Here is a 24,419-nt window from a genome sequence, read left to right as displayed (position 1 = left end):
AACATGCAAATCATTCTGCTCGAAAAGGTTGTTAACCTCGGTAACCTCGGTGAAGTCGTCAAGGTCAAGGATGGTTACGCCCGTAACTTCCTGATCCCGAAGCGCATGGCCAAGCGTGCTACGCCGGCTGCCATGGCTGAGTTCGAAGCCCGTCGCGCCGAACTGGAAAAGCTGGCTGCTGAAAAGCTCGCCGCTGCCCAGGGCGTTGCCGAAAAGATGGCTGGTCTGTCCGTTTCCGTCGCCCGCAAGGCCGGTATGGATGGTCGCCTGTTCGGTTCCGTCGGCAACGCCGATATCGCCGAAGCCCTCAAGGCTGCCGGTTTTGTTGTCGACAAGTCGTCCGTCCGCATGCCGGAAGGTCCGCTCAAGGCAATTGGCGAGTTCCCGCTTGACGTTGCCCTGCACACCGATGTGCTGGCCAACATCACCGTGGTTGTGGTTGCCGCTTAATACCGGTTGCTGCCCACTCAAAAAGGCTCCGCGAAGGCGGGGCCTTTTTAATTTAAACTGTCCGCCATGAATCAACGCCCGCAAAAACCCAAAGCTATCGATCCTTCGCTCGCCCATCTGCGCGTGCCGCCGCATTCCATTGAAGCCGAACAATCGGTGCTGGGTGGTCTGTTGCTGGATAACCAGGCCTGGGACCGGATCGGCGATTTGTTGACCGACAGTGACTTTTATCGCGATGAACATAGGCGGATTTTTCGCCAGATCCGCAACCTGCTGGAGCGTGCCAAACCGGCCGACGTCGTTACCGTCGCCGAAGCGCTCGATGCGGCAGGGGAAGGCGAACAGACCGGCGGCCTCGCCTATCTCGGCGAACTGGCAGCAAATACCCCTTCGGCGGCCAATATCAAGCGCTATGCCGAAATCGTGCGCGAGCGTGCTGTGCTGCGCCAGCTGGTTGCTACGGCGGATGAAATTGCTGCGGACGCGCTCAATCCACTTGGTCGTGATGCCGAGACCCTGCTCGATGAAGCAGAGTCGAAAATTTTCAAGATTGCCGAAGCCGGGGCCGGTCACAACGAAGGTTTCGTGCACATCAATCCGCTGCTGACGCAGGTCGTCGAGCGTATCCAGGAGTTGCATGATCGCGACAATCCGTCCGACATCACCGGTGTGCCGACCGGCTTCATCGACCTCGATCAGAAGACTTCGGGTTTCCAGCCAGGGGATCTGATCATTGTTGCCGGTCGTCCTTCGATGGGCAAGACGGCATTCGCGCTGAACATTGCCGAAAATGTGGCCGTTGAAAGTGGTTTACCGGTCGGCGTGTTCTCGATGGAAATGGGCGGCGCCCAACTGGCGATGCGGATGCTCGCCTCGATTGGCCGCCTGAATTCGCAGAGCCTGCGTACCGGGCGCATGAACGACGAAGAGTGGTCCAAGCTGTCCTTTGCGCTTGGCAAGCTGCACGAGGCACCACTCTATATCGATGAGACCGGCGGTCTGAGTCCGGCCAACCTGCGCGCCCGCGCCCGACGCCTGGCGCGTCAATATGGCGGCAAGCTTGGTCTGCTGGTTATCGACTACATCCAGCTGATGAGCGGCAACAAGCAGGGCGAGAACCGGGCGACCGAAGTTTCCGAAATTTCCCGCTCGATCAAGTCGCTGGCCAAGGAGTTGCAGGTGCCCATCGTGGCGCTGTCTCAGCTCTCGCGTAAGGTCGAAGAGCGTACCGACAAGCGCCCGATGATGTCCGACTTGCGCGAATCCGGCGCTATCGAGCAGGATGCCGACGTGATCCTGATGATGTACCGCGACGAGTACTACAACAAGGAAAGCCAGGATAACAAGGGCTTGGCCGAAGTGATTATCGGCAAGCAGCGTAATGGTCCGACCGGTACGGTCCGCCTGAATTTCGTCGGCGAATTCACCCGCTTCCAGAATCTGGCGAGCGGCGGTTTCGTCGATTCACAGAACTGACGAAACCGGCCTGCTTCAGAGTTCGACCCGGCGTGCGCTGATGGTGTACGGGAAGGCTTGTGGGGCCCCCTGGTCGCGGTAGAGGCTTTCACGCGACTCCATCTGCGGTTGCAGCAGGAAAGGCTGGTTGTAGTTCTTGCCGGGTAGTGTGATATCGCTGCCGACGTTGTAGGCGATCCAGTTCATTTCCCAGACGCCGAACAGGATCTTTTTCAGCGAAGACAGCTTGCTGTCGCGATCCGAAAGGACTTCCATGGAGATGGCGCGGCGCACATCGCTGGGGTCTACCGGAATCCAGCCGTAACCCGGAATGTAGAATTCGGCACGGACATGCTGGCCACGCGTTGCATCGTCGCTGGTCAATCCGAGGCTGCGGAACAGTCGTGACGGACCGACCCGCAAGCCATAGACGCAGCGTGCCGGGATGCCGATGGCGCGGCAAATGCCGACGAACAGCCCATTGATGTCGGCCGAGCGACCGCCATACTGACCTCGTACCAGTTGCTGCCGGACATCGCCGGTGCCGCAGCCGGGCAGGGAGGGGTCATAGATCGAGTTGTCCACCACCCAGTCGTAGATTGCCTTGGCCTGGGCAACCGGGTCCTTGATACGACCGAGGATGCGTTCGCCGAGTTGATAGGCCAGACCATCGTTGGGAATCAGGCGCGAGGCCTGCAGGTTGCGGCGCAGGATGTCTTCGCGTTCCGGTGCAACCGTGCGGCGGGTGACGTCGAAGTGGCGGTCAGCGGTGGTGACCAGGGTTTTCAGCTGCAACTTGCCTTCGCTGCTGTCCCGCCATTCGCAATGGAAGACCTCGAGGTCGCCATCGGGCAGGCGGCGCATGCCGGCATTGTTCTCATTGCCTTCCCAGGAGTGGCCCAGTGTGCGCTGGAACAGGGTGTCCTGGTTGAGCGGCAGGGGGAGCCATATTTTGCTGCTGCCGCTCCCTTTGAGATTGACCGTCGTCGTGATCTCGTAGGTGCGCCATTCGCTGGGCGGCTCGGCCGCTTTGACCGGCGGCAGTCGGCTGGCTGTCGTGCCGGGCGGTGGGCTCTCGATGACCGGGTCGTCGGCCGTATGCGCAACCGGCGCCGAAATCGGTGCATAGCGCTGCGCTGATCGACTCGACGGTTTGCGACTGGGCTTGGCGCTGCGTCCGGATTTGGCTTTCGCGGTTCCGGGTTTGGCGGTCGACGCCTTGGCCGGGCTTGATTTCTTGGCAGCCCAGGCATCGGAAATGATGGCGGAGAGGGCGGCGGCTGATGCGAGAAAAGTGCGACGTTTCAAAAATTTCCTCCGGCAAAGACAGCCCGTGGCTGAAACGAAAGGGCCGTGTCACTGACACGGCCCCTTTGTTTGATTGCGGACGATTATAGCACTTCAGCAGCGTGGTCAGCCAAGCGGGAACGCTCGCCACGTTGTAACGTGATGTGACCGGAATGCGCCCAGCCCTTGAAGCGGTCGACCACGTAAGTTAGGCCGGAACTGCCTTCGGTCAGGTAGGGCGTGTCGATCTGCGCGATGTTGCCGAGGCAGACCACCTTGGTGCCTGGGCCGGCGCGCGTGACCAGCGTCTTCATCTGTTTTGGCGTCAGGTTCTGCGCCTCGTCGATGATCAGGTACTTTTTGAGGAAGGTGCGGCCGCGCATGAAGTTCATCGACTTGACCTTGATCCGCGAGCGGATGATGTCATTGGTCGCCGCCTTGCCCCAGTCGCCGCCGTAGGCGCCGCTGCTCGCTTCGTCGGTATGGGTGAGGACGTCAAGGTTGTCTTCGAGTGCCCCCATCCACGGCGCCATTTTCTCTTCCTCGGTGCCGGGCAGGAAGCCGATATCCTCGCCGACCGGCACGGTGGCGCGGGTCATGATGATTTCAGCGAACTGCTTGCTTTCCAGGACCTGGGTCAGGCCGGCGGCCAGCGTCAGCAGGGTCTTGCCGGTGCCGGCCTGGCCGAGCAGGGTAACGAAGTCGATATCCGGGTTCATCAGCAGGTTCATCGCAAAATTCTGTTCGCGATTGCGCGCCGTGATGCCCCACACGGCATTTTTCGGGTGCGTGTAATCGACCAGGGTTTCCAGCACCGCGCTCTTGCCGGCGGTTTCCTTGACGATGGCCGAGAAGCCGTCCTTTTCCAGCCAGACGAACTCGTTGACCAGCATCTGCGGACAGAGCGGGCCATTCACCTTGTAATAGGTCTTGGCCTCCTTCTTCCACGACTCCATGCCCTTGCCGTGTTTGTCCCAGAAGTTCTCGGGCAGGGCGCGGGTGCCGGTGTACAGGATGTCGGTGTCTTCGAGAACCTTGTCGTTGAAGTAATCCTCGGCGAGCAGGTTCAGCGCGCGCGACTTGATGCGCATGTTGATGTCTTTCGACACCAGGATGACCGGGCGCTTGGGGAATTTCTTCTGCAGGTGGATGACCACCGAGAGGATCTGGTTGTCGACCTTGGAGGTCGGCAGGCCTTGCGGCAGTTCGCTGCTGATCGCCTCGGTCTGCAGGAAGAGGCGGCCGCTGGCCAGCTTGTTCGACGGCGGGTAGAGATCGATGCCTTCATCGATGTCGTCGCCGGCGGCCAGCAACTCGTCGAGCATGCGCGAGGTCTGGCGGGCGTTGCGGGCAATTTCGGACATGCCCTTCTTGTTGTTGTCGAGTTCTTCCAGCGTCATGATGGGCAGGAAGACATCATGTTCCTCGAAGCGGAAAAGGCTGCTTGGGTCGTGCATCAGCACGTTGGTGTCGAGGACGAAAAGTTTGGTAACGGCGGGCTTCTTGACGGCTGCGGGTTTGCGCGGCATGAAATGGGCCTTTGGTTGGGGTTGGGAGGTTTAAAGGGTTTTGACGAAATCCAGTACTTCCTGAACGTGACCGGGCACCTTGAGACCGCGCCATTCACGGCGCAAAACGCCACTGCGGTCGATGACGAAGGTGCTGCGTTCGACGCCACGTACCTGTTTGCCGTACATGTTTTTCATTTTCATGACAGCGAACAGGTTGCAGACGGCTTCATCGGCATCCGAGCCGAGTTCGAAGGGGAATTCCTGCTTGGCCTTGAAGTTTTCGTGCGACTTCAGGCTGTCGCGGGAAATGCCGAGAATGACGGCGTCGACCGCCGAGAACTCGGCGTAGAGGTCGCGGAAGTTCTGGCCCTCGGTGGTGCAACCCGGCGTGCTGTCCTTGGGGTAGAAATAGATCACCACGATCTTGCCGGCCTGGGCCGACAGCGTGAAGGTCTGGCCGCTGGTGGCGGGCAGTGAGAAGTCGGGGATTTTCGTATCGAGCATGTGCCTGCCTTTTATCGTTTGAGTTGCTTCATTGTCGGCAAATCCCGGCAGAACGGTCAACCGGTCATTTGCTAAACTCCTGCCCATGCGAAAAATTTGCGCCAGTCTCGTTCTCCTTGCTTGCCTGTCCGCTTGTGGCCAGTCCTGGAATGATCCCTATCCGGCGGCCGATGCCGGGAAAAGCATTCTCTACACGGCGTTTACCGAGCGGCCCAAGCATCTTGATCCGGCCCAGTCCTACAGCGAGGACGAGCTGGTCTTCACTGGCCAGATCTACGAGCCGCCGCTGCAGTATCACTACCTGAAGCGCCCCTATGCGCTGGAGCCAGCGACTGTCGAGCAGGTTCCCATGCCGCGCTACTACGATGCGGCGGGCCGCCCGCTGGCGGCCGATGCGCCGGCCGAGCGCATCGCCGAAAGCGTCTATGAACTGAAGTTGCAGGCCGGTGTGCGCTTCCAGCCGCATCCGGCATTTGCGCTGGCGCCAGACGGTCGACCGCTGTATTTGGGCAAAAATGCCGCCGAGGGGCGCCAGACCCTGGCCGATTTTCCGCAAATGGCCAGCCGCGAAGTGACGGCTGACGACTACATTTACCAGATCAAGCGCCTGGCACATCCGCGCCTGCATTCGCCGATTTTCGGCATGATGGCCGACAAGATCGTGGGTCTGAAGGAGCTTGGTGCCAGCCTGGGGCAGGCGGCCAAAAAGGTGCCGGCCGGCGAGTGGCTGGATCTCGACCAATATCCGCTGGCCGGCGTCGAGAAGGTCGATCAGCGCACCTGGCGCATCCGCATCAAGGGCAAGTATCCGCAATTTCTGTATTGGCTGGCGATGCCCTTCTTTGCGCCGGTGCCGCGCGAAGCCGACCGTTTCTATGCCCAGCCCGGCATGGCCGAAAAGAACCTGACGCTCGACTGGTGGCCGGTCGGCAGCGGCCCGTACATGTTGAGCGAGAACGATCCGAACCGGCGCATGGTGCTCAGCCGCAATCCGAATTTCCACGCCCAGCATTATCCCTGCGACGGTGAGGCCGCTGACCGCGCCGCCGGCCTGCTCGCGGATTGTGGCAAGGCGTTGCCGTTCATCGAGCAGGCGGTGTTTACCCGCGAGAAGGAAGCGATTCCCTACTGGAACAAATTCCTGCAAGGCTACTACGACGCCTCGGGGATTTCCTCCGACAGCTTCGATCAGGCGGTGCGTGTCAATGTTGGTGGCGACGCGGCGCTCAGCGATGCGATGCAGGCGCGCGGCATCCGTCTGCTGACCACGGTCAAGGCATCGATCTTCTACATGGGCTTCAACATGCTCGACCCGGTGGTGGGCGGCTTGTCCGAGCGGTCGACCCGGATTCGGCAGGCAATTTCAATCGCCATCGATCAGGAAGAATACATTTCGATTTTCGCCAATGGCCGCGGTATTGCTGCGCAAGGTGCGCTACCGCCCGGCATCTTCGGCTACGAAAACGGCGAGGCGGGGATCAATCGCGTCGTGTACGACTGGATCGATGGCAAACCAAAACGCAAGCCGCTCGAAGCGGCAAAGAAGCTGCTTGCGGAGGCCGGTTACCCGAATGGGCGCGACGCCCGTACTGGCGAGCCGCTGGTCGTCTATCTCGACAGCACGGGCGGCAGCGGTGGCGACAAGTCTTACCTTGACTGGCTGACCCGGCAACTGGCTGGCATCGACATCCAGCTCGTCGTGCGTGCGACCGATTACAACCGTTTCCAGGACAAGCTGCGCAAGGGCAATGTCCAGCTCTATTCCCTGGGCTGGAATGCCGATTACCCCGATCCCGAGAATTTCTTCTTCCTGCTCGATGGCAACGAAGGCAAGGTGGCGCACGGTGGCGAGAATGCCTCGAACTATGCCAATCCCGAGTTTGACCGTCTCTTCCTGCGCATGAAGAACATGGACAACACGCCGGAGCGGCTGGCCATCGTCCGCCAGATGAATGGCATCCTGCAGCACGACGCGCCCTGGGTCTTCGGGCTGCATCCGAAGAGCTATACGCTGACCCATCGCTGGCTGAAGAATCGCAAGCCGAGCGAGGTCGGCAACAACATCCTCAAATATCAGCGCATTGATGCGGTCGACCGCATGGCGGCCCGGAGTGCCTGGAATGCGCCGGTGGTCTGGCCCTTCGTTGCCGGTCTGGTGCTGCTTCTTTCAGCCTTGCTGCCCGCCCTGATCGCTTATCGCCGGCGTGAGCGGCGGGCGGGCCTGAAGTGAGGTCGGGCGAACGGCAGCGGCAGCTCGAAGATCTCCTGCGGCACTATCGCGATTGCTGGCATCCGCAACCCTTTCGCGAATTGCAGCCGGACTGGTGTCTCGCCTATCCCGCCTTGAGTGCGGATTTGCTGGCGCTCGACCAGGCGCAGTTCGATGCCCTGAGTGCCGACAACGATGCTGCGCTCGTCTGGCTGGCATCGTACCTGCCGGAGATCGATGCGTTGCGCTCGCTGATTCGCGTTGCGCCGGCCGCTGCCGTGCCGCCGTCGCCGGTGGGTGAGCGCTGGGCCTGGGAAATTCCCGGACGCAAGCGGGCGCAGATCGAGGCTTTTGCAGGCAGTGCCCGCTGCAGCGGACAGCCGGTCATCGACTGGTGCGGTGGCAAGGGGCATCTCGGACGCCTGCTCGCCGGGCAGTGGGAGCAACCCGTGCATACGCTGGAAATCGATGCCGTACTCTGCGCCGAAGGCGAGCGTCTGTCTTTGCGCCAAAGAGCCGAACAGCACTTCATCGTCGCCGATGCCCTGGCGACGATGGACTGGCCTCAGCGCGGGCAGCATGCAGTGGCCTTGCATGCCTGTGGCGAATTGCATCGGCGCCTGCTGCGGCAGGGGGCGGCGCAGGGCGTGCGGCGTTTCGACGTCGCGCCGTGCTGCTATCACCGTGGTGTTGGCGATTTTTATCAACCCTTGTCGAGCGGCTCCGCTCTGGCACTGACGCGCGATGACGTGCGTCTGGCCGTGACCGAAACGGTGACCGCCTCGCCACGCCTGGCCCGGCGTCGTGATCGGGAAATGGCTTGGAAGCTGGGCTTCGATGCCTATCGTCGGGCTTCGTCCGATGCGGGTTACCGGACCTTCAGGTCGGTGCCGGCGGCCTGGTTTGCTGATGACTTTTCGGGATTCCTGCAGCAGATGGCGGTGCGCGAAGGCTTGCCGGCTCCGCTGGCGGCAAATTGCGCGCAATGGGAGGTGGCCGGCTGGCGACGCCAGCACGAGGTGATGCGCCTTTCATTGCCGCGCCAGGCCTTCCGGCGGGCGCTGGAAATCTGGCTGGTGCTTGACCTGGCGGTCTATCTCGAGGAACTGGGCTATGCGGTCAACTTGCAGAGCTTTTGCGCGCAGCGGTTGACGCCGCGCAATCTGCTTATTTCGGCCGAACGCGCTGACTGAGGTAGGCGGCCAGCTCGGCTGGCTGCTCGATAATCAGGTCGGCATTCCACGCTGCCGGCGGCTCGCCGGTGCCGAGGTAGCCGTAGGTGGCTGCCACGGTCATGCAGCCGGCGGCACGGCCGGCGATGATGTCGCGCTGGTCGTCGCCGACGTAGATTGCTTTCTCCGGGGCGCAGCCGAGCAGGGCGCAGGCATGCAGGATGGGCAGCGGCGAGGGCTTGGCTTCAGCCGTCGTGTCGCCGCTGACGACGCAACGGGTGCGTGGTGAAAGCTGCAGCAGTTCGACCAGCGGATCGGTGAAGCGCATGCGCTTGTTGGTAACGATGCCCCAGTCCAGATTCAGGTTTTCAATCTGGTCGAGCAGTTCGGGAATGCCGGCAAACAGCCGGCTTTCATCGCACAGGCGGGCGGCGTAGATCTCGAGAAAGGCAGCGGCCAGGCGTTCGTAATCCGGGTGCGTGTTGTCGATGCCGAAACCGGCGCGCAGCATGCCGCGTACTCCTTGCGAAGTGTGCGGGCGCAGGGCTGCGAGCGGCTGTTCCGGTCGACCTTCCTGAAGCAGCAAAATGTTGGCCGCACCGCCGAGGTCGGGAGCGGTGTCGGCCAGGGTTCCGTCAAGGTCGAAAAGAACCGCCTCAAACATTCCGGATCGTACGCAGCAGATAATTGACGCTGCTGTCGCGGCCGAGCGAATACTGCTGCGTCAGCGGGTTGTAGCTCATGCCGATCAGTTCTTCCGGTTCCAGGCCGGCCAGCTTGGCCCAGCGCGACAGCTCGGACGGCTTGATGAACTTGGCGTAGTCATGCGTGCCCTTGGGCAGCATGTTGAGGATGTACTCGGCACCGATCACCGCGAACAAGTAGGACTTCGGGTTGCGGTTCAGGGTCGAGAAGAAGACCTGGCCACCGGGTTTGACCAGGCGGGAGCAGGCGCTGACGATGCTCGACGGGTTCGGTACGTGCTCGAGCATTTCGAGGCAGGTCACCGCGTCAAAGGCGCCGGGCATCTCTTCGGCCAACTGTTCGACGGCGATCTTGCGATAGTCGACCTTCTGCCCGGTTTCGAGCAGGTGCAACTTGGCGACGCCGAGCGGCTTTTCGGAAAGGTCGATGCCGGTCACTTCGGCGCCACGTGCTGCCATGCCCTCGGAAAGCAGGCCGCCACCGCAGCCGACGTCGAGGATGCGTTTGCCGGCCAGGCCGATGTTCTGGTCGATCCAGTCGAGACGCAGCGGATTGATCTCGTGCAGCGGTTTGAATTCGCTGTTCGGGTCCCACCAGCGGTGGGCGAGTTCACCAAATTTGTCCAGTTCGGCAGGGTCGGCGTTGAGCATGGGATTCACAAAAAAATGGTTGAAAAGAAAAAGCCCCGCACTGCGGGGCTTTTGTTGAAGCGTCGGCAGCTTACTTGGTGCCGATGACTTCGATGTCAACGCGACGATCCGGCTGCAGGCAGTCGATCAGAGCCTTGGTCTTGGCATTGCCCTTGCACTTGTCGCCGGTGACCGGTTGCTTTTCGCCCTTGCCTTCGGTGTAAACACGGTTGGCTTCGATACCCTTGGCAACCAGGTATTCCTTGACGGCAGCAGCGCGCTTTTCCGACAGCTTCTGGTTGTAGGCGTCACCACCGATACGGTCGGTGTGGCCAACGGCCAGGATCACTTCGAGCTTGATGGCCTTGGACTTGGCAACGACGTCGTCGAGCTTGGCCTTGCCTTCGGGGCGCAGGACAGCCTTGTTGAAGTCGAACAGGGCGTCGGCGGCGACGGTGATCTTTTCACCGGACGGCTTCACGCCGGCAACGGCCGGAGCGGCAGCGGCGCCCTTGGCGGCCGGGGCGGCACAGGCTTCAGCCGGCAGCAGGTCCTTGTCGCATTCGCAACCGGCCTTGTCCTTGGCGGCAGCAGCCGGGGTCCAGTAGCCATCACGCCAGCACAGGCCGAAACCGCTCTTGACGACGGTGTCGCGTTGGTCGATGGCGTAAACACGTTCCTGGGCAACAGCAGAGAAGCCGATGCCGGCCAGCAGTGCGACAACCAGTGATTTCTTGGCGATGTTCTTGATCATTGTTTTCCCTCGTTGAAGAAAATTTGAAAATCTCTTTGACCCGCGAATTGACCTGAAAACAGGGCGCCTAGCGGACTTCCAACCTATTTTGCCATAGGGCAATCGCTGATTCCAAGTCATTTTGGCCGTTCGCGAGTAAAGTTTTGTGCTCTACGCAACACTTTCCGGCCACCCAGGCATGCGTGACGCATTCTCGCCCTGCAACATGTACGAGATGTGACACCGGGTCGAAGCAGGGTTGGGTTTCAAGGGCGCCAAGGCTGATCGCGCAAAGATCGGCGGCCTTGCCTGGGGTAATGGAGCCGATTTCATGGCCGAGTCCCAGTGCGATGGCGCCGTTCAGGGTGGCCATGCGCAATGCGGCATGGGCTGGCAGGGCGCTGGCGTCGCCGGTGCTGCCCTTGGCGAGCAGGGCGGCGAGGCGCATTTCACCGAACAGGTCGAGGCGGTTGTTGCTCGCCGCGCCGTCCGTGCCGAGTCCGATATTGATGTCCAGTTGTCTCATTCTTGCCACAGGGGCAATGCCGCTCGCCAGTTTCAGGTTGGAAGTCGGGCAGTGCGCGATGCTGCAACCGGTTTTGGCGAGCAGTTGCAGTTCGTCCTCGGTGAGATGTACGGCATGTACACCAATGAAGCCGGGGCCGAGCAGGCCGAGTTTGTGCAGGCGGGCGAGCGGGCCTTGCTGGTGCTGGCGATGGCTTTCCTCGACTTCGTGCCGGGTTTCGTGAATGTGGCAGTGGATGGGCAGATTCATTTGCGCCGAGAGCGTCTGGAGGCGCTCGAAGGTCGCATCCGACACTGTGTACGGTGCGTGCGGTGCCAGGCAGAAACTGATCTGCGGGTTGTCCAGCCATTTTTCGCGGACTGCCAGTCCCTTGTTGATGTAATCGTCGGCATCGCTGGCGTATGGCGTCGGGAATTCGAGCGTCGTGATGCCGAGGGCGGCGCGCATGCCGAATTCGCTGGCGGCTGTCGCGGCGGCATCGGGGAAGAAATACATGTCGTTGAAGCAGGTGATGCCGCCCTTGAGCATTTCCGCGCAGGCCAGACGCGTGCCGTCGAGTACGAACTGCGGTGACATGTGGGCGGCTTCGGTCGGCCAGATATGCTTCTGCAACCAGTCCATCAGCGGCAGATCGTCGGCGATGCCGCGCATCAGCGACATCGCGGCGTGGGTGTGCAGGTTGATCAGGCCGGGAATCAGGATGTGGTCGTCGAGCTGGACGCGTTGTTTTGCCTGGTAGCGCAGGCGAGCTTCACCGCTTGGCAGGATGGCCAGAATGCGGCCGTTATGCACGGCGACGGCATGGTTTTTGAGCACAACATCAGGGTCGACCGCTGCGACCCAGCGGGATTCGATCAGGAGGTCGATGGATTCAGGTGTTGTTGTCATGGAAAACGGCGTCTGCTCATTGGTTGGGGCGTGGTAAAATAGCAAATTACGCTCAATTCAACCAATAAGGCATCGCGCAAGCGGTGCGATTGTGAGACATGGACCAATTCGCCAAAGAAACTCTGCCGATCAGCCTCGAAGACGAGATGCGGCGTTCCTATCTCGATTACGCGATGAGCGTGATCGTCGGCCGGGCGCTGCCAGATGCGCGCGACGGCCTGAAACCGGTGCATCGCCGCGTACTGTTCGCGATGCACGAGCTGAACAACGACTGGAACAAGGCCTACAAGAAATCGGCGCGTATCGTCGGTGACGTGATCGGTAAGTATCACCCGCACGGCGACTCCGCAGTCTATGAAACCATTGTTCGCATGGCGCAGGATTTTTCGCTGCGTTACATGCTGGTCGATGGTCAGGGCAACTTCGGTTCGGTCGACGGCGACAGCGCGGCGGCAATGCGTTACACCGAAGTGCGCATGGCCAAGATCGGGCATCAGTTGCTGGAAGACCTCGACAAGGAAACCGTCGATTTCGGACCGAACTACGACGGTTCGGAAAACGAGCCGCTGGTCATGCCGGCGCGTATCCCCAACCTGCTGATCAACGGTTCGTCCGGGATTGCCGTGGGTATGGCGACCAACATCCCGCCGCACAACCTCAACGAAGTCATTGCTGGTTGCCTGGCGCTGCTCGAGAATCCGGCGATTTCGATCGACGACCTGATCGAGTACATCCCTGCGCCGGACTTCCCGACTGCTGCGCTGATCTATGGCGTGATGGGGGTGCGCGAAGGTTACAAGACCGGGCGTGGTCGCGTCATCATGCGTGCCCGCACCCACTTCGAAGACATGGACAAGGGCAACGGCCGGCAGGCGCTGATTGTCGACGAGATTCCCTACCAGGTTAACAAGAAGTCGCTGATCGAGAAGATCGCCGAACTGGTCAACGAGAAGAAGATCGAAGGCATCTCGGATATTCGCGACGAGTCGGACAAGTCCGGCATGCGCGTCGTCATCGAACTGAAGCGTGGCGAAGTCGGCGAGGTCATCCTCAACAACCTGTACAAGCAGACGCAGTTGCAGGACACCTTCGGCATGAACATGGTGGCGCTGGTCGATGGCCAGCCGCGCCTGCTCAATCTCAAGCAACTGCTCGAGTGCTTCCTGTCGCACCGCCGCGAAGTCGTCACCCGGCGTACCGTGTTCGAATTGCGCAAGGCGCGCGAACGCGGTCACATCCTCGAAGGTCTGGCGGTCGCGCTGTCCAATGTCGATGAAATCATCGCCCTGATCAAGGCCGCGCCGACGCCGCCGGACGCCAAGCGCGGCCTGATGGAGCGCCAGTGGCGCAGCCCGGTGGTCGAGGAAATGCTGGTGCGGGCTTCGTCGGACGCCTCGCGTCCGGACGGTCTGGCGCCCGAGTTCGGTTTGTCGGAGCAGGGCTATCGCCTGTCCGATGCTCAGGCCCAGGCCATTCTCGAACTGCGTCTGCAACGCCTGACCGGTCTCGAGCAGGACAAGATCGTCAGCGAGTACAAGGACGTCATGGCCAAGATCCTTGATCTGCTCGACATCCTGGCCAAGCCGCAACGCATCACCGAAATCATCGTGACCGAACTGACCGCGATCCGCGAGCAGTTCGGCGACGAGCGTCGCTCCGAAATCGTGCTGCACACGCAGGAACTCGGCATCGAAGACTTCATCACGCCGATGGACATGGTGGTTACCCTGTCGCACGGTGGCTACATCAAGGCCCAGCCGCTCGCCGATTACCGCGCCCAGAAGCGCGGCGGACGCGGCAAGCAGGCGGCAGCGATCAAGGATGAGGATTTCGTCGATCACCTGTTCGTCGCCAATACGCACGACTACATCCTGTGCTTCTCGAATCGCGGCCGCTGCTACTGGCTCAAGGTCTACGAAGCGCCGCAGGGCAGCCGGACCAGTCGCGGCAAGCCGATCGTCAATCTCTTCCCGCTCGAGGAAGGCGAACGCATCAATGCCGTGCTGCCGGTCAAGGAATTCTCCGACGACCAGTACATCTTCATGGCGACCGTGATGGGTACGGTCAAGAAGACGCCACTGTCCGACTTCTCCAATCCGCGCAAGGCCGGCATCATCGCCGTGGCACTGGACGAGGGCGACATCCTGGTCGGCGTCGAGCTGACCACCGGCCAGAGCGACATCGTGCTGGTGTCGGATGCCGGCAAGGCGGTCTGGTTCGACGAAGAAGATGTCCGTCCGATGGGCCGTGGCGCCCGTGGTGTGCGCGGCATGAAGCTGCAGGAAGGCCAGTCGGTCATCTCGCTGCTGGTTGCCGAGAGCGACCAGGCGACCGTGCTGGTGGCGACCGAGAACGGCTACGGTAAACGTACCGTTTTGGCCGATTTCCGCCACTCTGGCCGCGGTACCCAGGGCGTGCGCGCCATTGCCGACAGCGAGCGCAACGGTAACGTGGTTGGTGCCAAGCTGGTGGGTGATGACGACGAAATCATGCTGATCACCACCGGTGGTGTGCTGATTCGCACCCGCGTCGCGGAAATCCGCGGCATGGGTCGGGCCACGCAGGGCGTGACGCTGATCTCGCTTGATGAAGGCGAAAAGCTGGCCGGCCTCGAAAAGGTTGCCGAATCGGTTGCCGAGGTTGATGCCGAAGCCGAAGCTGAAGTTGTTGCCGAGGCAGCTGCTGAAACGCCGGCCCCTGCTGGTGATGAAGCGGCAGCAAGCGAAGGTGAGAGCAACGAAGGTGGAGAGGTCTGATGACTCGAATCTGGAATTTCAGCGCCGGCCCGGCTGCGCTTCCTGAAGAAGTTCTCAAGCAGGCGCAGGAAGAGCTGCTCAACTGGCATGGCGCCGGTTGCAGCGTCATGGAAATGAGCCATCGCGGCAAGGAGTTCACGTCCATTCTCGAGCAGGCCGAAGCCGATCTGCGCGAGTTGATGGGCATCCCTGCCAATTACAAGGTGCTGTTCCTGCAGGGCGGTGCGACGCAGCAGTTCGCGCAGATCCCGATGAACCTGCTGGCCGGACGTTCGGCCGACTACATCGTGACCGGCTCATGGTCGAAGAAGGCCTACAAGGAAGCGCAGCGCATCGGTACGGTACGTTGTGCCGCGACGACCGAGGAGAGCGGTTTCACCCGTCTGCCGACGGCTGAGGAAATCAAGCTCGACCCGTTTGCCGCCTATCTGCACGTCTGTACCAACGAGACCATCCACGGTGTCGAGATTCCCGCGCAGCGTATTGCCGATACTGGTGTGCCGCTGGTGGTCGACATGTCGTCGCACATCCTGTCGCGCCCGGTCAATGTCGAGAAATTCGGCCTGATCTATGCCGGCGCGCAGAAGAACATCGGCCCGTCCGGCCTGACCCTGGTCATCATCCGTGAAGACCTGCTCGGCATGGCGCCGCTGAATATTCCGACGGTCATGGACTATGCGGTGATGGCCGAGAACGGCTCGATGCTCAACACGCCACCGACCTACGGCATCTACATCGCCGGCCTGGTTTTTCAGTGGCTGAAGAAGCAGGGCGGTCTGGCCGGCATCGATGCGGTCAACGCCGAAAAAGCACGCATTTTGTACGACGCCATCGACCAGTCGGGCGGCTTCTACAGCAACCCGGTCGATCCCGATTGCCGTTCGCGCATGAATGTGCCTTTCGTGCTCGCCAATTCCGAGCTCGATGCTGCCTTCCTGGCCGAGTCGAAAGCGGCCGGCCTGGCTTCGCTGAAGGGCCACAAGTCGGTTGGCGGCATGCGCGCCTCGATCTACAACGCCGTGTCGCTGGAAGCCGTGCAGGCGCTGGTGGCCTTCATGAACGATTTCGCCCAACGCAAGGCTTGACCCCGCATGAGTGACGCTCTTACCCAGGCCCTGGCCGGCGTCCGCGCCGAAATCGACGGCATCGATGCCGAGTTGCTGCGCCTGCTGAATGCCCGTGCCCGCTGCGCCCAGAAGGTCGGCGAAATCAAGGCCGAGCATGGCGCAGCCGGCCACATCTACCGGCCGGAGCGCGAAGCCCAGGTGCTGCGTCGCTTGCAGGACGCCAACCCCGGCCCGCTGCCGGGCGAGAACATCACCTTCTTCTTCCGTGAAGTGATGTCGGCCTGCCTGTCGCTCGAAGAGCCGCTCGGTATCTCCTTCCTCGGGCCGCTCGGTTCCTTTACCGGCAGCGCCGCGACCAAGCATTTCGGGCACGCCGCCCGCCTGCTGCCGCAGGCCTCGATCGACGACGTCTTCCGTGAAGTTGAATCCGGGCATGCGCATTACGCCGTGGTGCCGGTCGAGAATTCGACCGAAGGCGCGGTCGGTCGCACCATGGATCTGCTGCTCGGCACGCAACTCAAGATTTGCGGCGAAGTGGTGCTGCGCATCCACCAGAACCTGCTCTCGAACGAGACGGATCTCGGCAAAATCACCAAGATTTATTCGCACGCCCAGTCGCTGGCGCAGTGTCACGAATGGCTGAATCACCATCTGCCGGGCGTGCCGCGTATTTCAGTGGCGAGCAACTCGCTGGCAGCGCAGATGGCGGCCGAAGAGTCTGGTGTTGCCGCGATTGCCGGTGAAGCGGCGGCGGAGCGTTTCAAGCTGCCCAAGCTGGTCGAGAACATCGAGGACGAGCCGAACAACACGACGCGCTTCCTTGTGCTCGGCAAGCACGATGCCGGTCCGTCCGGGCGCGACAAGACCTCGCTGATCATGTCGGCACCGAACCGTACCGGCTCCCTGCATGAACTGCTGCTGCCCTTTTCGACCAGCGGCGTCTCGATGTCGCGCCTCGAGTCGCGGCCGGCGCGCAATGCGCTTTGGGAATACGTTTTCTACGTCGATGTCGAAGGGCATCGCGACGAGCCGGCCGTTAAGGCGGCGCTCGACGGGCTGGCCAAGAATGCCGCCTATCTGAAAATTCTCGGGTCCTACCCGCTCGCCGTTTACTGAGGAATACCGCATGAGTCTTGTCGAACAGGCGCTGCCCTACGTGCGCGCCATTTCCGCCTACCAGCCGGGCAAGCCGATCACCGAACTGGCCCGCGAAATGGGCATTCCGGTTGAAAGCATCGTCAAGCTGGCTTCCAACGAGAATCCGCTCGGCATGAGCCCGAAGGCCAAGCTGGCCGTGGCTGCCGCGATTGACGGCATCGAGCGCTATCCCGATCAGTTCGACCTGATCAAGGCGGTGGCGACCCGGGCTGGCGTGGCGCAAAGCCAGGTCGTGCTCGGCAACGGTTCGAACGACGTGCTCGACCTGATCGCCCGCGTCTTCCTGGCGCCTGGTCGCTCGGCGATCTTTGCCCAACACGCTTTCGCGGTTTACCCGCTGGCGACGCTGTCGACCGGTGCGGAACTGATCGCCGTACCGGCCAAGGATTACGGTCACGACCTCGCCGCGATGCGTGCCGCGATCCGCCCCGATACGCGCCTGATCTGGATTGCCAATCCGAACAACCCGACCGGCAACTTCCTGCCCTATCCGGAAGTGCGTGCCTTCCTCGAAAGCGTGCCCAGGGATGTCGTCGTCGTGCTCGACGAGGCCTACAACGAATACCTGCCACCGGCTGACCGCGTCGATGTCGCCGGCTGGATCAAGGATTTTCCCAATCTCGTGGTTTGCCGCACGCTGTCCAAGATCTACGGCCTGGCCGGTCTGCGCATCGGTTACGGGCTGGCTTCGCCGGAGGTGGCGGACCTGATGAATCGCGTCCGTCAGCCGTTCAACGTCAATAACCTGGCGCTGGCCGGGGCGATTGCGGCGCTTGGCGACGACGAATTCCTGCGGGCGAGTTACGAGCTGAACCGCAGCGGCATGGCGCAGATCGTTGCCGGTCTGGAAAAGCTCGGTCTCGAGTACATCAAGCCGCACGGCAATTTCGTCACCTTCAAGGCGGGCGACGCGGCGGCGGTCAACCAGAAGCTGCTGCAGCAGGGCGTCATCGTCCGGCCGATTGCCGGTTACGGCCTGCCCGAATGGCTGCGCGTGACGATCGGTACGGCGGCCGAGAACTCCAGGTTCCTGGAGGCCCTGGAAAAGGCCCTCTGAATGTCGGCCGGCATGCCCGAGTTCGGCAAGGTCATCATCTTCGGGACCGGCCTGATCGGCGGTTCCTTCGCGCTGGCCTTGAAAGAAGCCGGGGCGGTCGAGGAGGTGGTCGGTTTCGGCCGCACGCCGGCGACCTTGCGGGCGGCGCAGCAGCTGGGTGTGATCGACCGCGCCGGGATCAACCCGACGCATGAAATCGAGGAAGCCGACATCGTGCTGGTCGCGACGCCGGTCGCCCAGATGCCGGAAATCTTCGCCAAGATCGCGCCCTATCTCGGGCCGAACACCATCGTCACCGACGGCGGTTCGACCAAGGGCGACGTGGTCGCCGCAGCGCGCGCCGGGCTCGGCGACAAGATCAGCCAGTTCGTGCCGGCACACCCGATTGCCGGTGCCGAAAACAGCGGTCCGGCGGCGGCGCGCTGGGATCTCTATCAGGGCAGGAAGGTCGTTGTCACGCCCCTGCCGGAAAACAGCGATGACACGCTAGACCGCATCAAGCGCGCCTGGTCGCTGTGCGGCGCCGACATCTACGAACTGACGCCGGAAGCGCACGACCGCGTCTTCGCCGCGGTCAGCCACCTGCCGCATCTGCTCTCCTTCGCGCTGGTGCATGATCTCGCGGTGCGCGAGGATGCCGACATCTTCTTCACCTTCGCCGCCTCCGGTTTTCGCGATTTCACGCGCATTGCCGCCAGTCACCCGGAAATGTGGCGTGACATCTGTCTCGCCAATCGTGCGGCATTGCTCGGCGAACTCGATTCCTACCGGGCGCAGCTCGATGAATTGCGCACGGCCCTGGCGCGCAACGACGGGGCGCGTCTCGAAGAAATCTTCGGCATCGCCCGCCAGGCGCGCCGCGACTGGGCCGGCGAGGACTGATGCGCAGCCTGCTGAGCGCCTTGCTGCTCGGCGTGACGCTGCTGCCGGCGTTCGCGGCAGGCGAGGTGCCGGTCATCCTGCTCGCCGAAATCTATCGCGGCCAGGTCGATGTTTCCCGCTATCTGGTCAGCGAAAAACTCGATGGCGTGCGTGCGATCTGGGATGGCGAAGTCCTGCGTTTTCGCAGCGGCAATGTGGTGCCGGCACCGGCCTGGTTCATCGCCGCCTTGCCGAAAACGCCGCTCGACGGCGAGTTGTGGCTGGGGCGCGGCCAGTTCGAGCGCCTGTCCGGCATGGTCCGGCGCGAACAGCCGGACGACGCCGAATGGCGGGCAGTGCGCTACATGATCTTCGAACTGCCCGGTGCGCCCGGCAGTTTCAGCGAACGGGCCGTGGCGATCCGGCAACTGGTGGCGCAGGCCAGCGTGCCCTGGCTGGCTGAAATCGGGCAGTTTCCGGTGGTCGACCGGTCGGAACTCGAAAAACGTTTCAAGACCGTCGTTGCGGCCGGCGGCGAAGGCTTGATGCTGCATCTGGCGGACGCACCCTATGTCACCGGGCGCAGTGACGTGCTGCTCAAGATGAAGCCCTGGGCCGATGCCGAGGCAGCGGTCATCGCGCATCTGCCGGGCAAGGGCAAGTATCTCGGTCAGCTCGGCGCCTTGCGCGTGCGCACGCCGGACGGGCGCGAGTTTGCGCTGGGCAGCGGCTTGAGCGATGCGCAGCGGCGCGACCCGCCGCCGCTCGGCGTGACGGTGACTTATCGCTACCGTGATCTGACTGCCAAGGGGCTGCCGCGTTTTGCCAGCTTCCTGCGGATACGTCAGGAATGAGGGCGGGGCGCGTTAAAATTCGGGATTACTTCAGGGTGGACTGTTTCTCATGATCCTCGTGACTGGCGGTGCCGGCTTCATCGGCAGCAATTTCGTCCTCGACTGGCTGGCCGGCAGTGCCGAGCCGGTCGTCAATCTCGACGCGCTGACCTATGCCGGCAATCTCGAGAACCTGGCCAGTCTCAAGGATGATCCGCGTCACATCTTCGTCCATGGCAGCATCGGCGACACCGCGCTGCTCGGCCGCCTGCTCGCCGAACACCAGCCGCGCGCCATCGTCAATTTTGCCGCCGAATCGCATGTCGACCGCAGCATCCACGGCCCGGAAGATTTCATCCAGACCAATATCGTCGGCAGCTTTCACCTGCTCGAAGCCGTGCGTGCCTACTGGAACGGGCTGGCAGCGGTCGACCAGGCGAATTTCCGCTTTTTGCATGTGTCGACCGATGAGGTTTACGGTTCGCTCGGCAAGGACGATCCGGCCTTTGCCGAAAGCAACCGCTACGAGCCGAACAGCCCGTATTCGGCGAGCAAGGCGGCGAGCGACCACCTGGTGCGCGCCTACCATCACACCTACGGCCTGCCGGTGCTGACCACCAATTGCTCGAACAACTACGGTCCCTATCATTTTCCGGAAAAGCTGATTCCGCTGGTCATCCTCAACGCGCTCGCCGGCAAGGCCCTGCCCATCTACGGCGACGGCCAGCAGGTCCGCGACTGGCTGTACGTCAAGGATCACTGCAGCGCCATCCGCCGCGTGCTCGAAGCCGGCCGGGTCGGCGAGACCTACAATGTCGGCGGCTGGAACGAGAAGCCCAATCTCGACGTCGTGCATACGCTGTGTGCCATTCTCGACGAACTGCAGCCGCGCGCCGACGGCCAGCCCTACAAAACGCAGATTACCTACGTTACCGACCGCCCCGGGCACGACCGCCGTTACGCGATCGATGCTTCCAAGCTTGAGCGCGAGCTGGGCTGGAAACCGGCTGAAACCTTCGAAACCGGCATCCGCAAGACGGTGCAGTGGTATCTCGCCAACCAGGCCTGGGTGAATAACGTCACCAGCGGCAGCTATCGCCAGTGGCTGGATAAAAATTACGGAGCACGCGCATGAGCAAACGCAAGGGCATCATCCTCGCCGGCGGTTCCGGCACCCGGCTCTATCCGGCGACGCTGGCGGTCTCCAAGCAGCTGCTGCCGATTTACGACAAGCCGATGATCTACTACCCGCTGACCGCGCTGATGCTGGCCGGTATGCGTGACATCCTGATCATCTCGACGCCGCAGGACACGCCGCGCTTCGCGCAACTGCTCGGCGACGGCAGCCAGTGGGGCATCAACCTGAGCTACGCCGTGCAACCCAGTCCGGACGGCCTGGCGCAGGCCTTCATCATCGGCGAGGACTTCATCGCCGGCGACAATGCCGCGCTGGTGCTGGGCGACAACATTTTCTACGGCCACGAGTTCTACAAGCTGCTCGCCAATGCCAGCGAGCAGGAGCAGGGCGCGACGGTTTTTGCCTACCACGTCACCGATCCCGAGCGTTATGGCGTGGTTGCCTTCGATGCCGCCGGGCGCGCCACCAGCCTGGAAGAAAAGCCGCTGCAGCCGAAGTCGAATTACGCGGTCACCGGTCTGTATTTTTACGACAGCCAGGTGGTCGACGTTGCCAAGAGCATCCGGCCTTCGGCGCGTGGTGAACTCGAGATTACCGATGTAAACCGGATCTACCTCGAGCAAGGCAAGCTCAATGTCGAGATCATGGGGCGCGGCTACGCCTGGCTTGATACCGGTACGCACGAGTCGATGCTTGAAGCCAGCCAGTTCATCGCCACCATCGAAAAACGCCAGGGTCTGAAAGTGGCCTGTCCGGAAGAAGTGGCTTTCCGGATGAAGTGGATCGATGCCGGACATCTGGAAAAACTGGCGGCGCCGCTGGCCAAGAATGGCTACGGGCAGTATCTGCTCGCCCTGTTGCAGGATCGGCCGTTCTGATGCGAGTCAGTCCGACGGCCCTTGACGGTGTGCTGCTGATCGAGCCGAAAGTCTTCGGCGACGAGCGCGGCTTTTTCTTCGAAAGCTTCAATGCGCGCGAGTTTGCGCAGGCCACCGGTATCGACTGCCAGTTCGTCCAGGACAACCACTCGAAATCGGCGCAGAACGTGCTGCGCGGTCTGCATTACCAGGTCGGCAAGCCGCAAGGTAAGCTGGTTCGGGTCGTACAAGGTGAGGTTTTCGACGTAGCGGTCGACCTCCGGAAAAGCTCGAAAACCTTCGGGCAATGGGCCGGGGTCAGGCTCAGCGCGGAAAACAAGAAGCAGCTGTGGATTCCTGAAGGCTTCGCGCACGGCTTCCTGGTACTCAGCGAAACGGCGGAGTTTCTCTACAAGACCACCGACTATTACGATCCGGCCAGCGAGCGCTGTCTGCGCTGGGACGATCCGGCAGTCGGTGTCGCCTGGCCACTGCCGGCCGGTGGCCCGCTGCTCTCGGCGAAGGACCGGCAGGGGCTCGATCTCGCGGCCTGCGAAAAATTTTCCTGAAACGGCCGGCCTTGCGGCCCGGCCGGTAACGAATCAGGCGGGCGCCCGGTGCGGCGTCGCCATTGCAAACGGAGTTGTCCTTGAGTACTGAATTTCTCGATCTTCCCCAGTTGATCTCGGCCGGCGGCACGGTGCGCCTGCCCGGTTCGAAGAGCATTTCCAATCGCGTGCTGCTGCTCGCGGCGCTTGCCGAGGGGACAACCGAGGTGCGCGACCTGCTTGCCTCCGACGATACCGAGCGCATGCTCGATGCCCTGCAGACGCTCGGCGTCGGCGTTGCCTCGCTGGGTGGTGAAAGCTGGACGATCACCGGCTGCGGCGGGCATTTCCCGGTGCGCCAGGCTGAGCTTTTCCTGGGTAATGCCGGCACGGCCTTCCGGCCGCTGACCGCGGCGCTGGCGCTGGCCGGCGGCGATTACGTCTTGAAGGGCGTCGCCCGCATGCACGAGCGGCCGATCGGCGATCTGGTCGACGGTCTGCGTCAGCTCGGCGCCGACATCAGCTATCTCGGCAACGAAGGCTTCCCGCCGCTGCAGCTCAAGCCGGCCGCGATCCAGCCGGGCGGCGTGGTCAAGGTGCGCGGCGATGTCTCCAGCCAGTTCCTGACCGGCCTGCTGATGGCCTTGCCGCTGACCGGCGAAACGGTAGCGGTCGACGTCGTCGGCGAGCTGATTTCCAAGCCCTACATCGAGATCACGCTGGCGATCATGGCGCGCTTCGGCGTCGTCGTCGAGCGCGACGGCTGGCAGCGTTTCACCGTCAAGGCCGGCAGTCGCTACGTCTCGCCGGGTACCATTTACGTCGAGGGCGATGCTTCCTCGGCTTCCTACTTCCTGGCGCTCGGCGCCATCGGCGGCGGGCCGGTGCGCGTCGAAGGCGTCGGCAGCGAATCGATCCAGGGCGACGTCAAATTTGCCGAAGCGCTGGCACAGATGGGCGCGGTCATCACGACCGGCCCGAACTGGATGGAAGCGCGCGCGCCGCAAGGCGGCCTCGTCGCGGTCGATCTCGATTGCAACCACATTCCCGACGCGGCAATGACGCTGGCCACCGCCGCGCTGTTCGCCAGGGGGGCGACGACGCTGCGCAACATCGCCAGCTGGCGCGTCAAGGAAACCGACCGCATCGCCGCGATGGCGACCGAACTGCGCAAACTCGGTGCCGACGTCGAGGAGGGCGCCGACTACATCCGCGTCACCCCGGCCAGCCTGCAGCCGGCCGCGATCGACACCTACGACGATCACCGCATGGCGATGTGCTTCTCGCTGGCGGCCTTCGGCACACCCTTGCGCATCAACGATCCGAAATGCGTCGGCAAGACCTTCCCCGATTATTTCGCCTGCTTCGCCGGGGTGAGCAAGGCGGCGCCGGTGATCGCCATCGACGGCCCGTCGGCTTCCGGCAAGGGCACGGTAGCGGCGCGCGTCGCGGCAGCCTTGGGCTATGACTATCTGGATTCCGGGGCGCTTTACCGGTTGACCGCGCTGGCGGCCCAAAAATCCGGCGTCGACTGGGCGGACGAAAGCGGTGTCGCCGCCATCGCGACGCGGCTTGATGTCGAATTCACGGCCGGCGATATCCGTCTCAACGGCGAGCTGGTCGGCGATTCGATCCGGACCGAGGAAATCTCGGCCGGCGCCTCGAAAGTCGCTGCCCTGCCGGCGGTGCGCGACGCCCTGCTGTTCCGTCAGCGCACCTTCAATCGCGCACCGGGCCTGATCGGCGACGGGCGCGACATGGGCTCGGTGGTTTTCCCGCAAGCGCCGCTCAAGGTCTTCCTCACGGCCAGTGCCGAGGCGCGCGCCGAACGCCGTTATAAGCAGTTGATCGAAAAAGGATTCTCTGCTAATCTCGCGGACCTTCTGTTAGACCTGCAGCAACGTGACGAACGGGATTCCCAACGTAGCGTGGCGCCGCTCAGGCAGGAGGCAGATGCCAAGTTGCTTGATACGACAGGCCTCACCATCGAACAGGCGGTGAACCAGGTGCTGGCGTGGAGCAAGGAAGCGATGTAGCAAGGTGTTGCCGGCCGACGGGCCGGCGATATGTTTTTC

21 protein-coding genes are annotated in these 24,419 nt (G+C 62.4%); 14 read left to right on the top strand and 7 right to left on the bottom strand.

The window, feature by feature from the left end; genetic code table 11:
- Positions 1-3: 3 nt before the first annotated feature.
- Together rplI and dnaB are read left to right on the top strand one after the other, a co-directional pair.
- Positions 4-450, top strand: coding sequence for a 50S ribosomal protein L9 (rplI, locus tag KIG99_RS04285; RefSeq protein ID WP_226459013.1), 447 nt, complete (start codon positions 4-6; stop codon positions 448-450).
- A 66-nt stretch (positions 451-516) separates the two neighbouring features.
- A complete protein-coding gene (gene dnaB, locus KIG99_RS04280; RefSeq protein ID WP_226440751.1) occupies positions 517-1,926 on the top strand; it encodes a replicative DNA helicase in 1,410 nt (469 codons plus the stop codon).
- Between the two features lie 15 nt (positions 1,927-1,941).
- On the opposite strand, the gene KIG99_RS04275 is transcribed toward dnaB, so the two are convergent.
- From KIG99_RS04275 to KIG99_RS04265, 3 genes are all read right to left on the bottom strand, one after another.
- The gene (locus KIG99_RS04275) at positions 1,942-3,213 is read right to left on the bottom strand and encodes a transglutaminase-like domain-containing protein (protein WP_226459012.1); all 1,272 of its coding nucleotides are present in this window, start codon (positions 3,211-3,213) and stop codon (positions 1,942-1,944) included.
- Positions 3,214-3,296: 83 nt separating this feature from the next.
- Complete coding sequence (locus KIG99_RS04270) at positions 3,297-4,721, bottom strand: PhoH family protein (RefSeq protein WP_226459011.1); 1,425 nt, start codon at positions 4,719-4,721, stop codon at positions 3,297-3,299.
- A gap of 30 nt (positions 4,722-4,751) precedes the next feature.
- Entirely contained in the window at positions 4,752-5,207 is a 456-nt protein-coding gene (locus tag KIG99_RS04265; protein WP_226459010.1) for a peroxiredoxin, read from the bottom strand.
- An 85-nt stretch (positions 5,208-5,292) separates the two neighbouring features.
- Here KIG99_RS04265 and KIG99_RS04260 point away from each other — a divergent pair, with 85 nt between their 5' ends.
- Together KIG99_RS04260 and KIG99_RS04255 are read left to right on the top strand one after the other, a co-directional pair.
- A complete protein-coding gene (locus KIG99_RS04260) occupies positions 5,293-7,437 on the top strand; it encodes an ABC transporter substrate-binding protein (protein WP_226459009.1) in 2,145 nt (714 codons plus the stop codon).
- Complete coding sequence (locus KIG99_RS04255; protein WP_226459008.1) at positions 7,434-8,609, top strand: methyltransferase; 1,176 nt, start codon at positions 7,434-7,436, stop codon at positions 8,607-8,609. Before KIG99_RS04260 ends, KIG99_RS04255 begins: the two co-directional genes overlap by 4 nt.
- Here KIG99_RS04255 and KIG99_RS04250 read toward each other — a convergent pair.
- The 4 genes from KIG99_RS04250 to KIG99_RS04235 form a co-directional block, all read right to left on the bottom strand.
- Positions 8,584-9,252: an HAD family hydrolase gene (locus KIG99_RS04250; RefSeq protein WP_226459007.1), complete on the bottom strand. Its 669-nt coding sequence runs from the start codon at positions 9,250-9,252 to the stop codon at positions 8,584-8,586. The two genes, KIG99_RS04255 and KIG99_RS04250, sit on opposite strands and share 26 nt — an antisense overlap.
- Positions 9,245-9,943 carry a bifunctional 2-polyprenyl-6-hydroxyphenol methylase/3-demethylubiquinol 3-O-methyltransferase UbiG gene (gene ubiG / locus KIG99_RS04245; protein WP_226459006.1) on the bottom strand — a complete coding sequence of 233 codons (699 nt, stop codon included), beginning with the start codon at positions 9,941-9,943 and terminating at the stop codon, positions 9,245-9,247. Before ubiG ends, KIG99_RS04250 begins: the two co-directional genes overlap by 8 nt.
- A gap of 70 nt (positions 9,944-10,013) precedes the next feature.
- Positions 10,014-10,676 carry an OmpA family protein gene (locus KIG99_RS04240; protein ID WP_226459005.1) on the bottom strand — a complete coding sequence of 221 codons (663 nt, stop codon included), beginning with the start codon at positions 10,674-10,676 and terminating at the stop codon, positions 10,014-10,016.
- Between the two features lie 67 nt (positions 10,677-10,743).
- Positions 10,744-12,069 (bottom strand): TRZ/ATZ family hydrolase, encoded by a 1,326-nt coding sequence (locus KIG99_RS04235; protein ID WP_226459004.1) that lies wholly within the window; start codon positions 12,067-12,069, stop codon positions 10,744-10,746.
- A gap of 98 nt (positions 12,070-12,167) precedes the next feature.
- Between KIG99_RS04235 and gyrA the strand changes: the two genes are divergently transcribed.
- The 10 genes from gyrA (at position 12,168) to KIG99_RS04185 (ending at position 24,380) form a co-directional block, all read left to right on the top strand.
- The gene (gene gyrA, locus KIG99_RS04230; protein ID WP_226459003.1) at positions 12,168-14,825 is read left to right on the top strand and encodes a DNA gyrase subunit A; all 2,658 of its coding nucleotides are present in this window, start codon (positions 12,168-12,170) and stop codon (positions 14,823-14,825) included.
- On the top strand, positions 14,825-15,910 hold the full coding sequence (serC, locus tag KIG99_RS04225) for a 3-phosphoserine/phosphohydroxythreonine transaminase (RefSeq protein ID WP_226459002.1): 1,086 nt from the start codon (positions 14,825-14,827) through the stop codon (positions 15,908-15,910). The genes gyrA and serC overlap by 1 nt, the downstream gene beginning before the upstream one ends.
- A 6-nt stretch (positions 15,911-15,916) precedes the next feature.
- The gene (gene pheA, locus KIG99_RS04220) at positions 15,917-17,008 is read left to right on the top strand and encodes a prephenate dehydratase (RefSeq protein WP_226459001.1); all 1,092 of its coding nucleotides are present in this window, start codon (positions 15,917-15,919) and stop codon (positions 17,006-17,008) included.
- A 10-nt stretch (positions 17,009-17,018) separates the two neighbouring features.
- The gene (hisC, locus tag KIG99_RS04215; RefSeq protein WP_226459000.1) at positions 17,019-18,107 is read left to right on the top strand and encodes a histidinol-phosphate transaminase; all 1,089 of its coding nucleotides are present in this window, start codon (positions 17,019-17,021) and stop codon (positions 18,105-18,107) included.
- 12 nt (positions 18,108-18,119) lie between these two features.
- Positions 18,120-18,989 (top strand): prephenate dehydrogenase, encoded by an 870-nt coding sequence (locus tag KIG99_RS04210; RefSeq protein ID WP_226461783.1) that lies wholly within the window; start codon positions 18,120-18,122, stop codon positions 18,987-18,989.
- On the top strand, positions 18,989-19,822 hold the full coding sequence (locus KIG99_RS04205; protein WP_226458999.1) for a DNA ligase: 834 nt from the start codon (positions 18,989-18,991) through the stop codon (positions 19,820-19,822). The genes KIG99_RS04210 and KIG99_RS04205 overlap by 1 nt, the downstream gene beginning before the upstream one ends.
- A 49-nt stretch (positions 19,823-19,871) precedes the next feature.
- On the top strand, positions 19,872-20,936 hold the full coding sequence (gene rfbB / locus KIG99_RS04200) for a dTDP-glucose 4,6-dehydratase (RefSeq protein WP_226458998.1): 1,065 nt from the start codon (positions 19,872-19,874) through the stop codon (positions 20,934-20,936).
- Positions 20,933-21,817, top strand: coding sequence for a glucose-1-phosphate thymidylyltransferase RfbA (gene rfbA, locus KIG99_RS04195; RefSeq protein ID WP_226458997.1), 885 nt, complete (start codon positions 20,933-20,935; stop codon positions 21,815-21,817). The genes rfbB and rfbA overlap by 4 nt, the downstream gene beginning before the upstream one ends.
- Positions 21,817-22,365 (top strand): dTDP-4-dehydrorhamnose 3,5-epimerase, encoded by a 549-nt coding sequence (rfbC, locus tag KIG99_RS04190; RefSeq protein ID WP_226458996.1) that lies wholly within the window; start codon positions 21,817-21,819, stop codon positions 22,363-22,365. The genes rfbA and rfbC overlap by 1 nt, the downstream gene beginning before the upstream one ends.
- An 80-nt stretch (positions 22,366-22,445) precedes the next feature.
- Positions 22,446-24,380 carry a bifunctional 3-phosphoshikimate 1-carboxyvinyltransferase/cytidylate kinase gene (locus tag KIG99_RS04185; RefSeq protein WP_226458995.1) on the top strand — a complete coding sequence of 645 codons (1,935 nt, stop codon included), beginning with the start codon at positions 22,446-22,448 and terminating at the stop codon, positions 24,378-24,380.
- The last annotated feature ends 39 nt before the right edge of the window (positions 24,381-24,419 follow it).

This window comes from Quatrionicoccus australiensis (assembly GCF_020510425.1).
Classification (GTDB): domain Bacteria; phylum Pseudomonadota; class Gammaproteobacteria; order Burkholderiales; family Rhodocyclaceae; genus Azonexus; species Azonexus australiensis_A.
This window is presented reverse-complemented; position numbering and strand designations above follow the sequence as displayed.

Bases quoted from the DNA above. Each gene is read 5' to 3' on its own strand.
- KIG99_RS04265 (WP_226459010.1), bottom strand. From the start codon at position 5,207: ATGCTCGATACGAAAATCCCCGACTTCTCACTGCCCGCCACCAGCGGC.
- serC (WP_226459002.1), top strand. From the start codon at position 14,825: ATGACTCGAATCTGGAATTTCAGCGCCGGCCCGGCTGCGCTTCCTGAA.
- rfbA (WP_226458997.1), top strand. From the start codon at position 20,933: ATGAGCAAACGCAAGGGCATCATCCTCGCCGGCGGTTCCGGCACCCGG.
- dnaB (WP_226440751.1), top strand. From the start codon at position 517: ATGAATCAACGCCCGCAAAAACCCAAAGCTATCGATCCTTCGCTCGCC.
- KIG99_RS04210 (WP_226461783.1), top strand. From the start codon at position 18,120: ATGCCCGAGTTCGGCAAGGTCATCATCTTCGGGACCGGCCTGATCGGC.
- pheA (WP_226459001.1), top strand. From the start codon at position 15,917: ATGAGTGACGCTCTTACCCAGGCCCTGGCCGGCGTCCGCGCCGAAATC.
- KIG99_RS04250 (WP_226459007.1), bottom strand. From the start codon at position 9,252: ATGTTTGAGGCGGTTCTTTTCGACCTTGACGGAACCCTGGCCGACACC.
- KIG99_RS04270 (WP_226459011.1), bottom strand. From the start codon at position 4,721: ATGCCGCGCAAACCCGCAGCCGTCAAGAAGCCCGCCGTTACCAAACTT.
- ubiG (WP_226459006.1), bottom strand. From the start codon at position 9,943: ATGCTCAACGCCGACCCTGCCGAACTGGACAAATTTGGTGAACTCGCC.
- KIG99_RS04235 (WP_226459004.1), bottom strand. From the start codon at position 12,069: ATGACAACAACACCTGAATCCATCGACCTCCTGATCGAATCCCGCTGG.
- rfbC (WP_226458996.1), top strand. From the start codon at position 21,817: ATGCGAGTCAGTCCGACGGCCCTTGACGGTGTGCTGCTGATCGAGCCG.
- KIG99_RS04260 (WP_226459009.1), top strand. From the start codon at position 5,293: ATGCGAAAAATTTGCGCCAGTCTCGTTCTCCTTGCTTGCCTGTCCGCT.
- hisC (WP_226459000.1), top strand. From the start codon at position 17,019: ATGAGTCTTGTCGAACAGGCGCTGCCCTACGTGCGCGCCATTTCCGCC.
- KIG99_RS04205 (WP_226458999.1), top strand. From the start codon at position 18,989: ATGCGCAGCCTGCTGAGCGCCTTGCTGCTCGGCGTGACGCTGCTGCCG.
- KIG99_RS04240 (WP_226459005.1), bottom strand. From the start codon at position 10,676: ATGATCAAGAACATCGCCAAGAAATCACTGGTTGTCGCACTGCTGGCC.
- rfbB (WP_226458998.1), top strand. From the start codon at position 19,872: ATGATCCTCGTGACTGGCGGTGCCGGCTTCATCGGCAGCAATTTCGTC.
- gyrA (WP_226459003.1), top strand. From the start codon at position 12,168: ATGGACCAATTCGCCAAAGAAACTCTGCCGATCAGCCTCGAAGACGAG.
- rplI (WP_226459013.1), top strand. From the start codon at position 4: ATGCAAATCATTCTGCTCGAAAAGGTTGTTAACCTCGGTAACCTCGGT.